Here is a 13,922-nt window from a genome sequence, read left to right as displayed (position 1 = left end):
GATAGCAGGCCGTTCGACCTGCGGCGAATTGCGCTCACGCCGCCTCGACCCGCGGCGCCACTTTCGGCAGCCACACGCTGAAGGTAGATCCGGCGCCCAGGGTGCTCGACACGCCGATGGTGCCGCCGTGCGCTTCCACGATCTGGCGGGTGATGTAGAGGCCCAGGCCCAGGCCGGCGCTGGTGCCGCGGTCGCCGACGCGTTCGAACTGGTTGAAGATGCGCTGCTGGTCTTCCTGGGCGATGCCGCGGCCGTGGTCGCGCACGTCGATCCGCACGCCGCCGTTCCATTCGGCGACCAGCAGCTCGACCGGCTGGCCGGGCCCGTAGCGCATCGCGTTGGTCAGCAGGTTGGTCAGGACCTGTTCGATGCGGAATTCGTCCAGTTCGGTCTCGAGCGTCGGGGGCGACTGCAGACCCATGGCGCATTCGGCGGCGGCGGCCTGGTGGGTGAAGCTCTCGACCAGGCGGGCGACCAGCTCGGCGATGTCGAAGCGCTTGGGCAGGATCGACAGGGTGCCGCGCTGCAGCCGGGTGACGTCGAGCATGTCGTCGATCAGGCGGATCATGGCCTTGATGTGGCGCTCGTCGCGCTCGACCATGGTGCGCAATTGGTCGGGCGCGAAGGCGTCGAGCTTGCCGCGGGCCAGGTGCATCTTGCGCACCTGCGCCTCCAGGAACAGCGTGTTGAGCGGGGTGCGCATCTCGTGCGAGACCATCGACATGAAGTCGTCCCGCACCCGCACCGCGCGCTGCAGCTCGCCCTGCGTCGCCTGCAGGTCGGCCAGCAGCAGCTCCTGCTGGCGGCGGGACTGCTCCAGCGCCTCCAACTGCAGCCGCAGCGCCTGGCGCTGGCGGTACAGGTCGACGAAGACGGCGACCTTGGTGCGCACCGCATGCGGGTCGAGCGGCTTGTGCAGGAAATCGACCGCGCCGCTCTCGTAGCCCTGGAACGCGTAGTTCATCTCGCGCCCGGCGGCGCTCACGAAGACGATCGGGATGTGCCGGGTGCGCTCGGTGCCGCGCATCAGCTCGGCCAGCTCGAAGCCGTTCATGCCGGGCATCTGCACGTCGAGGATGGCCAGGGCGTATTCGTGGCGCAACAACTGGGCCAGCGCCTCGTCGGCCGAGCGGGCCTGGTGGACGATGCGGTCCTCCTGGCGGATCAGCGCCTCCAGGGCCAGCAGGTTCTCCGGCAGGTCGTCGACGATGAGGACTTTCGCTTCGGGCGTGGCTTTCAGCATGATGAGGTTCGGTCGAGTTCGACGAGCAGTTGGCGCAGCGCGCGCAGGGGCAGCACCCGGTCGGGGCGTCGGAGCGCGATCGCGGCTTCGGGCATGGTGTCGATGCGGGCCTCGGCCGGGTCCTGCACCGCGGTGAAGCCGCCGCGCGCCGCCACCGCGGCCAGGCCGGCGGCGCCGTCGGCGCTGGCGCCGGTCAGCAGCATCGCGGCCAGGCGGCGGCCGTAGGCATGGGCGGCGGACTCCAGCAGCACGTCGATCGACGGCCGCGAGAAGTGCACCGGCCCGTCGCAGCTCAGGGAAAAGCTCTGGTCGGGCTCCACCTGCAGGTGGTAGGAGGGCGGGGCGAAGTACAGGGTGCCGGGCTGGATCGGCTCGCCCGAACAGGCCTCGCGCACCTGCAGCGCCAGCCGCTGGGAAAACACGTCGGCCAGGCGGCTGTGCCGGTCTTCCGGCAGGTGCAGCACCGCCACCAGCGGCAGCCGGAACTGCGGCGGCAGTCCGGTAAAGAGCTGCAGCAGCGCATCGACGCCGCCGGCCGATGCCCCGATGACGACGGCCGCGGTGCCGCTCGGCACCGGGCGCTGGAAGAGGGAGGGCGCCTCGCCCGCAGCGGTCGACATCAGCGCTTGCGGTAGATGCGCTCGTGGCGCGCCACCGGCTCGAAGCCTTCGGCATGGGCCGAGAAATCGAGCGTTTCCTTGCTGCCCAGCCCCAGGAAGCCGCGGCGGCAGAGCGATTCGCGGAACAGGCCCAGCGCCCGGTCCTGCAGCTTCTTGTTGAAGTAGATCAGCACGTTGCGGCAGGAGATCAGGTGCGTCTCGGCGAAGACGCTGTCGGTGGCCAGGCTGTGGTCGGCGAAGGTGATGTGCTCGCGCAGCGACTTGTCGAACAGCACGCCGTCGTAGGCCGCGGTGTAGTAGTCCGACAGCGTCGCGCTGCCGCCCGCCTCGCGGTAGCTGGTGGCGTAGCCGGCGATGTGCTCGCGGGCGAAGATGCCGCGCTGGGCCTTCTCCAGCGAGCGGGGGTTGATGTCGGTCGCATACAGGATACTGCGCTCCAGCAGGCCTTCTTCGCGCAGCAGGATCGCGAGCGAGTACACCTCTTCCCCGGTGCTGCAGCCGGCCACCCACACCTTGATCGACGGGTAGGTGCGCAGCACCGGCACCACGTGCCGGCGCAGCGCCAGGAAGTAGGGCGGGTCGCGGAACATGTCGCTGACCGGGATGGTGAGGATCTGCAGCAGCCGGCCGAACACGTCGGGGTGGTGCAGCAGCCTTTCCTGCAGGCCGCTGACGGTGGCGCAGTCGAACTGCGGCAGCGCGTGCAGCACCCGCCGGCGCAGCGAGGCGACCGAGTAGTCGCGGAAGTCGTAGCTGTACTGCTGGTAGATCGCCTCGACCAGCAGCCGCAGCTCGATCTCCAGCGTATCTACGGGGACGAGCGGATGCACCATCAGCCGACCGTGCGCTCCATCTTCGGCATCCAGACGCGCAGCAGCGAGAACAGGCGGTCCAGGTCGATCGGCTTGGCCAGGTAGTCGTTGGCGCCGGCCTTCAGGCACTGTTCCTGGTCGTCCTTCATCGCCTTGGCGGTGACGGCGATGATCGGCAGCTTCTGCCAGGCGGGGTTCTGGCGGATCCGGCGGGTGGCATCCAGGCCGTCCATCTCCGGCATCATCACGTCCATCAGCACCAGGTCGATGTCGGGCACCGCGCCGAGCCGCTCCAGCGCCTCGCGGCCGTTGCGGCCGATCTCGACGAAGGCGCCCTTGTGCTCCAGCGCGCTGGTGAGGGCGAAGATGTTGCGCACGTCGTCGTCCACCAGCAGGATCTTGCGGCCCTCGAACAGCTTGTCGCGGCTGCGCGCGGTCCGCAGCATGGTCTGGCGCTCGGTGGAGAGCTCGGCCTCGACCTTGTGCAGGAAGAGGGTGACCTCGTCGAGCAGCCGCTCGGGCGAGCGGGCGCCCTTGATGATGATCGAATGCGAGTAGCGCAGCAGGTCGGCCTCTTCCTCGCGGGTGAGGTTGCGTCCGGTGTAGACGATCACCGGCGGGAACGAGCAGATATCCTCGCCGGACATGCGTTTCAACAGCTCGTTGCCGCTCATGTCGGGCAGCTTCAGGTCGATGATCATGCAGTCGTAGACGTTGGCGCGCACCAGGCCCAGGGCCTCCTCGCCGAACTCGACCGCGGTGATCTCCACGTCGTCGTCGCCGATCAGGTGCACGATGCTCTCGCGCTGGCGGGCGTCGTCCTCCACCACCAGAACCCGCTTGACCTTCTGGGTCAGCTTGTCCTCTAGCTTCTGGAAGATGCCCTTGAGCTGTTCGCGGGTCGTGGGCTTGGTGGCGTAGCCGATCGCGCCCATGTGCAGCGCGGATTCGCTGCGGTCCTCGGCCGAGATGACGTGCACCGGGATGTGGCGCGTCTGCGGGCTTTCCTTCAGGCGCTGCAGCAGGGTGATGCCGGGACGGTCGGGCAGGCCCATGTCGAGCAGGATCGCATCGGGCAGGTGCTTCTGCGCCAGCACGAAGCCGTCTTCCGCGCCGTGCGCCACCAGGCAGCGGTACTGCAGCTCGTGGGCCAGGTCGTAGAGGATGTGGGCGAACTTAGGCTCGTCCTCCACCACCAGCACCCAGCGGTGGCTGGGTGCGGTCTGGTCGCGGTCGTCGGCGAAGGTGGGCGCGGGTACCGGCGCCCGCGGCGAGGCCGGGGGCGGCACCGGGGCCGGCGGCGGTGCGGACGCGGCGGGGTCGGGCAGGGCGCGCTGGTACGGCGGCTGCAACGGCGACGGGGCCTGCGGCAGCGCGGCCTGCCGCTGCTCGCAGCTGCGCGGCAGCACCAGCCGGAAGGTACTGCCCTGGCCGGGCGTGCTCTCGACCGTCAGGGTGCCGCCCAGCAACCGGGCCAGGTCGCGCGAGATGGTCAGGCCCAGGCCGGTGCCGCCGTAGCGGCGGCTGGTGGTGCCGTCGGCCTGGCGGAAGGCCTCGAAGATCGCTTCCTGCTGCTCGGGCGCGATGCCGATGCCCGAGTCCTCGACGCTGAACAGCACATGGCCGTCGGCGCCGGCGCCGATCGTCAGGACGACGCTGCCGGCGCCGGTGAACTTGACCGCGTTGGACAGCAGGTTCTTCAAGACCTGCTCGACCCGCTGCCGGTCGGTGAAGATGGAGGCGGGCGCACCCGGCGAGATCTCGACCCGGAAATCGAGATTTTTCTCTCGGGCCAGCGGCTCGAAAGTGACCCGCAGCGCGTCGGCGAGGCGCTGCATGCCGACGTCCTGCGGCCGCATGTCGAGCTTGCCGGCCTCGACCTTCGAGATGTCCAGGATGTCGTTGATCAGGTTCAGCAGGTCGTTGCCGGCGCCGTAGATCGAATCGGCGAACTTCACCTGCTCGGTGCTCAGGTTGCCGTCGGGGTTGTCGGCCAGCAGCTTCGCCAGGATCAGCGAGCTGTTGAGGGGCGTGCGCAGCTCGTGCGACATGTTCGCGAGGAACTCCGACTTGTAGCGGCTCGCGCGCTGCAGTTCGTCGGCCCGCTGCTCCAGCTGGTCGTGCGCGGTATTGAGTGCGACGTTGCGCTGGTCGAGCATCACCGCCTGCGAGGCCAGGCGCTCGTTGGTCTGCTGCAGCTCTTCCTTCTGCACCTCCAGGCTGGCCTGCGATTCCTTCAGCACCCGCGACTGTTCCTCGAGTTCCTCGTTGGCGATGCGCAGCTCTTCCTGCTGCACCTGCAGCTCCTCGTTCAACTGCTGCGTCTCGGCCAGCATGTCCTGCAGCCGCTGGCGGAAGCGGGCCGTCTCGACCGAGCCGCCGATGCTGTCGGCGACCAGCGCCAGGAATTCGGCATCGCGGGCGTCGAGCGGCCGCAGGAAGCCCAGCTCGATCACGCCGTTGACCTCGCCGTCGTTGCCGATCGGCAGCACCGCGCCGCTGCGCGGCAGGCCTTCGCCCAGGCCCGAGCTGACCCGGATGTAGTCGGCGGGCACGTCGTCCAGGCGGATCAGCCGTTTCTCCCGCGCGGCCTGGCCCACCAGAGTCTCGGAGCCCTGCAGCGCGGAGTGCTCTTCCTGCAGGGCGCGGCTGAAGCCGTAGCTGGCGACCCGCTTCAGGCTTTCGGCGTTGTCGCGCACATAGACGGCGCCGACGGTCGCGCCCAGATAGCGGGCCATGAACTCCAGCACGCTGTGGCCGAGCACCGGCAGCGCCTGCTGGCCGATCATCGTGTCGGCGAGCTGGCTCTGGCCCTCGCGCAGCCAGGCCTGGCGCTGCAGCGTCTCGGCGTATTCGGCCTGCCGGCCCAGCACCCGGTCGTAGATGGCCGACACCCGCTTCAGCTCGCGCCGGCCGAGGTAGGCCAGGCCGCCGCCGAAGACGGCGCTGGACAGCACGTACAGCACTACCACCAGCACGGTGGTGGCATGCGCCTTCTCGTTGCGGGTCACCCGCAGCCGCTCTTCGTGGTTGGTGAATTCTGCGAACTCGCGCCGCACCTCGTCGGTCAGGCGCTTGCCGCGGCCGGTGCCGATGATCTCGCGGTCGACGCTGCCGTTGGCGCGGCGGGCGGCGATCACCTCCTGCGAATACTTGAGCCACTCGCTCTGCAGGGCCTCGATCCGGTTCAGCCGCGCCACCTGCGCGCCGTTGTCCGACACCAGATCGCGCAGGCTCGTCAGGCCGACGCCCATGCGCGGGCGAGCCAGCTCGTAGGGATCGAGGAACTGCGGATTGCCGGTGATCACGAAGCCGCGCATGCCGGTTTCCATGTCGGCGCCGAGGGCCGATAGCTCGTAGCTCTGGCTGATGACCTGGTCGGTGTGCTCCACCCAGCGGATGGTGGAGAGCAGATAGAAGATCAGCCCGACGAAGATCGCGGTGCCGGCCAGGCCCAGCAGCAGCGGCAGCACCACGGTGCGGGACAGGATCGTGCGGAACGTCTCGGGATGGATCGTGGACGAGCTGTTCATGGTCGGGGCGTGCGCGCGGGGACGGGGCCGCGCGGGGGCAATAAAGATCGGGGTAGAAGCGGGCGCGTTGAGTGTGCCCGACAAAGCATCCTCCGCGCGCAGGGGCACGGCGGATTCCTGTGCTGCCGGAGCCTTCGCACGGCCCGGCGGCCCGGGCGCAGCCGGCGGCGAGGGCCGACCCCGGCGGGTCGTGACCGACCGCGCGCGCTCAGCGCATGAAATCCTCGATCAGCGCCGCGATTCGTTCGGGCTGGTCATGGTGCAGCATGTGGCCGGCGTCCGCCACCTGCACGCTGCGGCAGTCGGGCACGCTCCGCAGCCGGGCGTGGTATTCGGGCAGGGTGTAGCGGCCCTGCCACAAGCGCTCCATCGCGTTGTCGGCGGCTTCCACCGACAGGACCGGCGCGGCGATCCGGGCGTAGTGGGCCAGCGCCTCCTCCACCCGGTAGAGCTGCGGGTTGACGATCTTGTGCGCCGCGTCGCCCAGGATGCGCCAGCCTTCACCGCCGTCGGGCGTGGCGACCGGCTGGGCCCAGTGCTGCGCCAGCCAGGCCGCCATGTCGGCGCCCAGGCGCGGGTTGGTCGCCATCAGCCGCCGGGCCACGCCGTCGGCGCTCTCGTAGGTCTTGAGCGCCAACTCGCCGCGCCCGAGAGCCTTGATCTCGTCGATCCAGCGGGCATGGCGCTCGGGCGCCGCGTCGGGCCGGGTCGCGGGCATGCCGAAGCCTTCCAGGTTCACCAGCCGGCGGACCCGGCCGGGCCGCACCCCGGCGTAGAGCATCGCGACGTTGCCGCCCATACTGTGGGCGACCAGGTCGATCGGGGTATCCGCCGACCAGTGGTCGATCAGCATGTCCAGGTCGGCGAGGTAGTCGGCGAACCAGTAGCTGTCGGTGGGCGGGCTCTCGGTGCGGCCGAAGCCGCGCCAGTCGGGCGCCAGCACCTGGCGGTCGTGGCTCAGCGCGTCCACCACGAACTGCCAGGACGCGCCCACGTCCATCCAGCCGTGCAGCATCACCAGCGGCGGCCGGTCGGGCTGCGGCGTGCCCCAGGTATGCACGTGGTAGCGCAGGCGGCGGAGCGGGACGAAGGTGCTGTGGTGCGGTCGGCGGGGTTGGTACATGCGGCCGATCATAGGAAAGGCGGCGCGCCGGTCCGGTCCGGTGCACGACAGTACCGGGCGGATCACCGTCTGAATGCTATAGAAAGTATAGCTGCAGGTCGTTGAAGGAAGACGGCTGCGGACCTTTTTTGTTCGAATCCGCGGTGGGTGCCTCCCCTTCCGGCCGCCCGCGCCCGCCGCCTGCGGCCGTCGGCCGAAGCTGGTGTAATGACCGCCGATTCCACATTTTCACGCCCCACCTCATGTCCATGCAAACCCTCCGGCTCGGCAGCAGCGATCTCCATGTCACCCCCATCTGCCTGGGCACCATGACCTTCGGCGAGCAGGTGGCCGAAGCGGACGCGCATGCCATCCTCGACCGCGCGTTGGAGCGCGGCGTCAACTTCATCGACACGGCCGAGATGTACGCGGTGCCGGCCCGCGAGGAAACCTGCGGCGCCACCGAGACGATCATCGGCAACTGGTTCGCCCGCGATCCCGGTCTGCGCCGGAAGGTGGTGCTGGCGACCAAGGTGGCCGGCCCCTCGCGCGGCATGCCCTGGGTACGCGAGGGCAAGGGGATGACGGCCGCCGACATCGCCGCCTCCTGCGACGTCAGCCTGCGCCGGCTGCAGACCGACACCATCGACCTCTACCAGATCCACTGGCCCGAACGCCACGTGCCGGCCTTCGGCAACGTTTACTACGACCCGGCCAAGGAAACCTCGGCCACTCCGATCCACGAGCAGCTGGAGGCCCTGGGCAGGCTGGTGCAGGCCGGCAAGGTGCGCGCCGTCGGCCTGTCGAACGAATCGTCCTATGGCGTGCACGAGTTCGTGCGCCTGGCCGAGCAGCACGGCCTGCCGCGCATCGCCACGGTGCAGAACCCGTACTGCCTGGTCAATCGAACGGTCGAGAACGGCCTGGACGAAACGATGCACCGGCTGGAGGTGTCGCTGCTGGCCTACTCGCCGGTCGCCTTCGGCCTGCTGACCGGCAAATACGACAAGAGCGGCATCGGCGGCCCCGACGCACCGAAGGAAGGGCGCCTGGCGAAGTTCGAATCGATGAAGAAGCAACGCTGGGGTCGCCCCGAGGCGCTCGACGCCGCCCGCCGCTACAACGACCTGGCCCGCCGCCACGGCCTGACGCCGACCCGCATGGCGCTGGCTTTCTGCTACACCAAGTGGCAGGTCGCCAGCACCATCATCGGCGTGACCACGCTGGCGCAGTTGGACGAAGACCTCGACGCCTGGGGCACGACGCTGTCGGCCGAGGTGCTGGCCGAGATCGACGCGATCCGGTGGCAGTTCCGCGATCCGGCACTGTAGCCAGGCAACCCCCCAGGCTTCGCACTTCGTGTCTTCGCCTACCCCCTGCCGGGGGCGGTGCCGGCGGCCTGGCGAAGCCAGCTCCGCGGCATCTCTGAACCCGGCTGATGTGCGGGTGCGTGGGTCGAGGGCGTCTTTCCTTAGAGCGGCTAACACAACCCTTCTGGCGTCGTTGCCGCACCTTGTCGTACTACTCGTACTGTCTGCGATGCGGCGCCTAGCCAGAACCGCTTCGCTGGGTTGTGTTAGCCGCTCTTACTGCCGGCTTCGGCTGGCTTCGATGACGATGGCCAAGAAAGAGCGTGTGTCCGAGACGCCGGCGACGCAGATGCTGCGGGCGCGCGGCGTGGCGTTCACCGAGCATCCGTACGAGTACCTGGAGCACGGCGGGGCGCAGCACAGCGCGGCGGTGCTGGGCTTCGATCCATTCACCGTGGTGAAGACGCTGGTGATGCAAGACCAGGACGCCAGGCCGCTGCTGGTGCTGATGCACGGCAACCGCAAGGTCTCGACCAAGAACCTGGCGCGGCAGATCGGCGCCAAGTCGGTAGAGCCGTGCAGGCCCGAGGTGGCCCACCGGCACAGCGGATACCTGGTCGGCGGCACCTCGCCCTTCGGCACCCGGCGCGCGATGCCGGTCTATATCGAGGAAACCATCCTGGCGCTGCCGCGGATCTGCATCAACGGCGGGCGGCGCGGCTACCTGGTGGGGATCGATCCGCAGGTCTGCGTGGACCTGCTGGCCGCCCGGACGGTGCAGTGCGCGCTGGCAGAATAGCCGCCGCCCCGATCCACCATCCATCGCACCCGGCCCTGCCGCACGCAGCGCAGGGCAGGTGCCAGAGAGACAGACAGCCCCGATGACGAATTCCTGCCTTCCCGCCCTGGCCGCGCTCGCGGCGTACTGCATCGGTTCGCTGTCGTTCGCGGTCATCGTCAGCCGCGCGATGGGGCTGGACGATCCGCGCAGCTACGGCAGCGGTAACCCGGGCGCCACCAACGTGCTGCGCTCGGGCAGCAAGAAGGCCGCGATCGCCACGCTGTTGCTGGACGCCGCCAAGGGGTGGCTGCCGGTGGTGCTGGTGCGCCTCTACGGCGGCGCATGGGGGCTTGGCACCGGCACCGTGGCCCTGGTGGCGCTGGCCGCGTTTCTGGGCCACCTGTATCCGGTGTTCTTCCGCTTCCAGGGCGGCAAGGGCGTGGCGACGGCGCTGGGGGTGTTGTGCGGCATCGACCTCTGGCTGGGTCTGGCGGTGTCGGCCACCTGGCTGGTGATCGCCTTCTTCTTCCGCTACTCGTCTCTGGCCTCGTTGGTGGCCGCGGCCTTCGCGGTCTTCTACTACCGCTTCGGCAATGGCATCGCCTGGACCGCCGACCCCTGGATCGCCTCCGCCATCGCGGCCATGGCCGCCCTGCTGGCCTGGCGCCACCGCGAAAACGTCCGCCGCCTGGTCGCCGGTACCGAATCCCGCCTGGGCGCGAAAGCGAAGCCCAAGATCTGACGCCGCGTCATCACCCGAGCCGTCCAAAGCGAGCACGGTGGCTTCTTCCAGGGATACCGCGGAACCGGCTTCGCCGGGCCGCCGGTATCGCCCCGGAAGGGGGTGGGCGAAGACACGAAAGTGCGGAGCCTGGGGACGAGCTAGGCCATTTGCTCGGTCCAGGATGCGATCTGGCGGCTGGCCTGCACGCCCACCTGCAGCACCAGCCGATGGTCCAGCGGCGGCACCTGGTCGTGGGACAGGGACGAGCGGATCCGCGGCGCGCCCGAGGCCAGCCGGTGCAGCCGCGGGCGGCGCAGCGGCTGCTTTTGCGCGTCGAGCATGATCGCGACGACCGGCTTGTTGGCGACCGGGCTGCGGCGCACCACCACCGCGGTCTCGCCGCTGGTCAGGTCGACGAAGGTGCCCGGCGGGCAGAGGCCCACCGCCCGCACCAGAGCGTAGCCCACCTCGTCGCGGTAGTTGTCGCGTCCGCCGAGGACGGCGCGCACCGAATCCAGCGCGCTGCGGCCGGTCCGGGAACTGCGCGGGCTGATCATGGCGGCGTAGCGGTCGATCGTGTGCAGCACATGGGCGAGCCGCGCGGCCGGCGCCATGTCGGTCAGCGTGCCGCGGGCGTTGTCGGCGCCGTGGTGGCTGGCCACCACCTCCAGCCACACCGCGTCCTCCACGCCGAGGCGGGTCAGCATCGCCTCGCCGTCGGTCGCGTGGTGACGGATCACTTGGCGCTGCTGGGCGCTGGGCCGCTCCTTCTGCGACGCCAGGCGGTTCTGCACGTCGGTCATCGCCACGTTCATCGTCATCGCGGCATGGACCAGCGTGTCGCGCTCGGTGCGCGGCAACGCCAGCTCGTCGGCGACGATGTGGCAGAGCGCCGCGCAGACCAGCGCGTGGGAGGCGCTGTAGCCGACCGACGAGGTCGAGGCCAGCTGGAACAGCAGGAACAGCGCCGTGTCCACGTCCTGCAGCACCAGCGCCTGCATCCAGCGGTCGTACTGCAGCACCTTCTGCGGAAAATCCTGCACGTTCTGCGGCCGCGTCAGGATGATCGACAGGCCCGACTCCAGGTCCGACCACAGGCTCAACAGGTCTTCCGAACCGTGCTCGGTGGCGGCTGGCAGGGACGTAGGATAGGGCATGGTCTGCAGGAAACGGAAGACAACGGTGCGCGGGGAAGCGGGTGGACGGGAGCGGCGCGGGCCTGCGGCAGAGAGGCGCGAGCGGAAAACTAGTCGCGGAAGTTGTTGAAGCTGATAGGCACGTCGGTCACTTCCTTCTTCAGCAGGGCCATGGCGGCCTGCAGGTCGTCGCGCTTGGCGCCGGTGACACGCACCGCATCGCCCTGGATCGCGGCCTGCACCTTCATCTTGCTGTCCTTGATCGTGCGCTGGATCTTCTTGGCCAGCTCGGCCCCGATGCCGTTGCGCACCTTGATCACCTGCTTGACCTTGTCGCCACCGATCTTCTCGACCTTGCCGATGTCGAGGAAGCGTACGTCGACGTTGCGCTTGGTGAGCTTGTTGCGCAGTATGTCCTCGACCTGGGTGAGCTGGAAGTCGGCATCGCCGAACATGGTGATCTCCTTGTCCTTCAGCTCGATCGCGGCCGAGGTGCCCTTGAAATCGAAGCGGGTGACGATTTCCTTGGTGGTGTTGTCGACCGAGTTGCGGACCTCCGGCAGATCGGCTTCGCAGACGGTATCGAATGACGGCATGTCAGAACTCCAGGCATGTACGGAAAGAACAACGCACCATGTTATGCCAAAGCCCGGCCCTTCCGCGTCGGCAGACACGCTGTCGCCGCCACCGGTCAGTAGCGCTTGTCGAGCACCATCTGGTCTTTGGTGCGGGTCATCTGGAACCGGTTGAGATAGCTGTTGCCCAGCAGCACGTAGGGCATCGGCTGCGGGGTGACGAAGGCCTCGACGTCGTAGATCTCCACGTCGCCCACCCGCACCTGCGCCAGCCGGGTGCGCCAGCCTTGCACATTGCCGTTGGCGGTGCGCATCTGCACCGGCTCGCCTTCCTTGAAGCGCAGGCCTATGCGCTCGGCCTCTTCCTGCGACAGGCCGATGCCGCTGGCGCCGGTATCCACCATGAACTGGGTCACCTGGCCGTTGATGCTGCCCTGCGGCATGAAGTGGCCGCGGCTGTCGCTTACCATCACGATCCGGCGGCCGCCGCCCGCCGGCGTCGCGGCGCCTACCAGGGCCGGCGTGCCGCCCAGCACCAGCGTGGCCCGGGCGCCGCCCACCTCTACCACCGCGTCGTTCCTGGTCACCGACACCAGCCGCACACCGCGCGCCGATTCGCCTGGGGCCAGGGCGCGGGTCTCGCCGTCGATCACCAGCAGCGCTTTCGCGCCCAGCACGCCGGCCAGCGCCACCGCCGGCGCCGCCTGCGCCGCGGCGCTGGCAGCGACCAGGGCCGCTGCCAGCAGCGCGCTGTGCAACAGGCGGCGCAGGCGATGGGCGGCGGAGCCGTGCGGTGCGAGAGGCATGCGGAAAACCCGGAGTGAGAAAATGCAGCGGATGTTAGTCGAGAACAACGTCGCACTGCGGCCCTACAACACCTTCGGCATCGTCGCCCGCGCCCACCGGCTGGTGCGGATCGCCGGCGAAGACGACGTCCACGCCGTGCTGGCCGACCCCGAGCTTGCCGCCACCCCCAAGTTCGTCCTGGGGGGCGGCAGCAACATCGTGCTGACCGGCGACGTGCGGCCGCTGGTGCTTAAGGTGGAGGTGCGGGGCCGCCGGGTGGTCGAGACGGCCGAGCGCCACTGTGTGGTCGAGGCCGGCGCCGGCGAGGGCTGGCACGACATCGTCGCCTGGACCTTGTCGCAGGGCATTCCGGGCCTTGAGAACCTGGCGCTGATCCCCGGCACCGTGGGCGCGTCGCCGGTGCAGAACATCGGCGCCTACGGGGTGGAGCTGCAGGACCGCTTCCATTCGCTGGACGCGATCGACCTGCGGACCGCCCGCCTGTTCACCCTGTATGCGGGGCAGTGCGGCTTCGGCTACCGCGATTCGATCTTCAAGCACGCCGCCGCCGGGCCGCGCGGCCTGGGTTTGTCCGGCCGGGCGCTGATCCTGCGGGTGCGCTTTCTGCTGCCGCGCCCCTGGAAGCCCGAGCTGGGCTACCTGGAGCTGGAGCGCCGCCGCGCGGAGGCCGGCGTGGACGATCCGACCCCGCAGCAGATCTTCGACTGGATCTGCGAGATCCGCCGCGCCAAGCTGCCCGACCCGAAGGTGGTCGGCAACGCCGGCAGCTTCTTCAAGAACCCCACCGTCTCGCCCGAGCAGTGCGCCGACATCATCGCCCGCGAGCCGAAGATCGTGCACTACCCTATGCCCGACGGCTCGATCAAGCTCGCCGCCGGCTGGCTGATCGACGCCTGCGGCTGGAAGGGCAAGTCGGTCGGCCATGCCGCGGTGTACGAGAAGCAGGCCCTGGTGCTGGTCAACCCGGGGGTGGCCGATCCGGCGACCTGTGCGACCGGCGGCGAGGTGATGACGCTGGCGAAGGCGATCCAGACCAGCGTGTACGAGCGCTTCGGCATTTTGCTGGAGCCGGAACCGGTGGTGGTCTGAGCGCAGAAAACTTCTGCGCAAAGTGCCTAACTTCGGCGGCGCATGGACATTTTGCTATTGAATGTGTAACGGCTAAGTTCGCGCATCACATATTGCGCGCAGGCATCGGTATTTTTTACGACAAGGCTATGTAGGCGAGCCTTGTGCTCAAGGCGCGCGTGAAGCCTTGAGCGAACACGTCGCGGTGCGG

The 13,922-nt window shown here is 69.1% G+C and carries 12 protein-coding genes; 4 read left to right on the top strand and 8 right to left on the bottom strand.

Annotated features, from left to right (window positions below; all coding sequences use genetic code 11):
• Positions 1-34: 34 nt before the first annotated feature.
• From DFQ15_RS08270 to DFQ15_RS08250, 5 genes are all read right to left on the bottom strand, one after another.
• Positions 35-1,243: a hybrid sensor histidine kinase/response regulator gene (locus DFQ15_RS08270; RefSeq protein WP_199399842.1), complete on the bottom strand. Its 1,209-nt coding sequence runs from the start codon at positions 1,241-1,243 to the stop codon at positions 35-37.
• The gene (locus DFQ15_RS08265; protein WP_110465524.1) at positions 1,237-1,863 is read right to left on the bottom strand and encodes a chemotaxis protein CheB; all 627 of its coding nucleotides are present in this window, start codon (positions 1,861-1,863) and stop codon (positions 1,237-1,239) included. The genes DFQ15_RS08270 and DFQ15_RS08265 overlap by 7 nt, the downstream gene beginning before the upstream one ends.
• Positions 1,863-2,696, bottom strand: a complete 834-nt coding sequence (locus DFQ15_RS08260) for a CheR family methyltransferase (RefSeq protein ID WP_110465523.1) — start codon at positions 2,694-2,696, stop codon at positions 1,863-1,865. Before DFQ15_RS08260 ends, DFQ15_RS08265 begins: the two co-directional genes overlap by 1 nt.
• Entirely contained in the window at positions 2,696-6,208 is a 3,513-nt protein-coding gene (locus tag DFQ15_RS08255; RefSeq protein WP_110465522.1) for a response regulator, read from the bottom strand. The genes DFQ15_RS08260 and DFQ15_RS08255 overlap by 1 nt, the downstream gene beginning before the upstream one ends.
• Before the next feature lie 208 nt (positions 6,209-6,416).
• Positions 6,417-7,331 carry an alpha/beta fold hydrolase gene (locus tag DFQ15_RS08250; protein ID WP_110465589.1) on the bottom strand — a complete coding sequence of 305 codons (915 nt, stop codon included), beginning with the start codon at positions 7,329-7,331 and terminating at the stop codon, positions 6,417-6,419.
• Positions 7,332-7,579: 248 nt separating this feature from the next.
• Between DFQ15_RS08250 and DFQ15_RS08245 the strand changes: the two genes are divergently transcribed.
• The 3 genes from DFQ15_RS08245 (at position 7,580) to plsY (ending at position 10,143) form a co-directional block, all read left to right on the top strand.
• Complete coding sequence (locus DFQ15_RS08245) at positions 7,580-8,641, top strand: aldo/keto reductase (protein WP_110465588.1); 1,062 nt, start codon at positions 7,580-7,582, stop codon at positions 8,639-8,641.
• Positions 8,642-8,927: 286 nt separating this feature from the next.
• Positions 8,928-9,419: an aminoacyl-tRNA deacylase gene (locus DFQ15_RS08240; protein ID WP_110465587.1), complete on the top strand. Its 492-nt coding sequence runs from the start codon at positions 8,928-8,930 to the stop codon at positions 9,417-9,419.
• An 82-nt stretch (positions 9,420-9,501) separates the two neighbouring features.
• Entirely contained in the window at positions 9,502-10,143 is a 642-nt protein-coding gene (gene plsY / locus DFQ15_RS08235; protein ID WP_110465521.1) for a glycerol-3-phosphate 1-O-acyltransferase PlsY, read from the top strand.
• Positions 10,144-10,283: 140 nt separating this feature from the next.
• Here the strand turns inward: plsY and DFQ15_RS08230 are convergent, their stop codons facing one another.
• The 3 genes from DFQ15_RS08230 to DFQ15_RS08220 form a co-directional block, all read right to left on the bottom strand.
• Positions 10,284-11,282 carry an HD-GYP domain-containing protein gene (locus DFQ15_RS08230; protein ID WP_110465520.1) on the bottom strand — a complete coding sequence of 333 codons (999 nt, stop codon included), beginning with the start codon at positions 11,280-11,282 and terminating at the stop codon, positions 10,284-10,286.
• Between the two features lie 89 nt (positions 11,283-11,371).
• Complete coding sequence (locus DFQ15_RS08225; protein ID WP_110465519.1) at positions 11,372-11,857, bottom strand: YajQ family cyclic di-GMP-binding protein; 486 nt, start codon at positions 11,855-11,857, stop codon at positions 11,372-11,374.
• Between the two features lie 95 nt (positions 11,858-11,952).
• Entirely contained in the window at positions 11,953-12,642 is a 690-nt protein-coding gene (locus DFQ15_RS08220) for a retropepsin-like aspartic protease family protein (protein ID WP_110465518.1), read from the bottom strand.
• 31 nt (positions 12,643-12,673) lie between these two features.
• Here DFQ15_RS08220 and murB point away from each other — a divergent pair, with 31 nt between their 5' ends.
• Positions 12,674-13,732 carry a UDP-N-acetylmuramate dehydrogenase gene (murB, locus tag DFQ15_RS08215; protein WP_110465586.1) on the top strand — a complete coding sequence of 353 codons (1,059 nt, stop codon included), beginning with the start codon at positions 12,674-12,676 and terminating at the stop codon, positions 13,730-13,732.
• Positions 13,733-13,922 lie beyond the last annotated feature (190 nt).

This window comes from Xylophilus ampelinus, from assembly GCF_003217575.1.
Lineage (GTDB): Bacteria > Pseudomonadota > Gammaproteobacteria > Burkholderiales > Burkholderiaceae_C > Xylophilus > Xylophilus ampelinus.
Note: the sequence above shows the minus strand (reverse complement) of the source record. Positions and strands in the feature narration are given on the sequence as shown.

Bases quoted from the DNA above. Each gene is read 5' to 3' on its own strand.
- DFQ15_RS08270 (WP_199399842.1), bottom strand. From the start codon at position 1,243: ATGCTGAAAGCCACGCCCGAAGCGAAAGTCCTCATCGTCGACGACCTG.
- DFQ15_RS08265 (WP_110465524.1), bottom strand. From the start codon at position 1,863: ATGTCGACCGCTGCGGGCGAGGCGCCCTCCCTCTTCCAGCGCCCGGTG.
- DFQ15_RS08260 (WP_110465523.1), bottom strand. From the start codon at position 2,696: ATGGTGCATCCGCTCGTCCCCGTAGATACGCTGGAGATCGAGCTGCGG.
- DFQ15_RS08255 (WP_110465522.1), bottom strand. From the start codon at position 6,208: ATGAACAGCTCGTCCACGATCCATCCCGAGACGTTCCGCACGATCCTG.
- DFQ15_RS08250 (WP_110465589.1), bottom strand. From the start codon at position 7,331: ATGTACCAACCCCGCCGACCGCACCACAGCACCTTCGTCCCGCTCCGC.
- DFQ15_RS08245 (WP_110465588.1), top strand. From the start codon at position 7,580: ATGCAAACCCTCCGGCTCGGCAGCAGCGATCTCCATGTCACCCCCATC.
- DFQ15_RS08240 (WP_110465587.1), top strand. From the start codon at position 8,928: ATGGCCAAGAAAGAGCGTGTGTCCGAGACGCCGGCGACGCAGATGCTG.
- plsY (WP_110465521.1), top strand. From the start codon at position 9,502: ATGACGAATTCCTGCCTTCCCGCCCTGGCCGCGCTCGCGGCGTACTGC.
- DFQ15_RS08230 (WP_110465520.1), bottom strand. From the start codon at position 11,282: ATGCCCTATCCTACGTCCCTGCCAGCCGCCACCGAGCACGGTTCGGAA.
- DFQ15_RS08225 (WP_110465519.1), bottom strand. From the start codon at position 11,857: ATGCCGTCATTCGATACCGTCTGCGAAGCCGATCTGCCGGAGGTCCGC.
- DFQ15_RS08220 (WP_110465518.1), bottom strand. From the start codon at position 12,642: ATGCCTCTCGCACCGCACGGCTCCGCCGCCCATCGCCTGCGCCGCCTG.
- murB (WP_110465586.1), top strand. From the start codon at position 12,674: ATGTTAGTCGAGAACAACGTCGCACTGCGGCCCTACAACACCTTCGGC.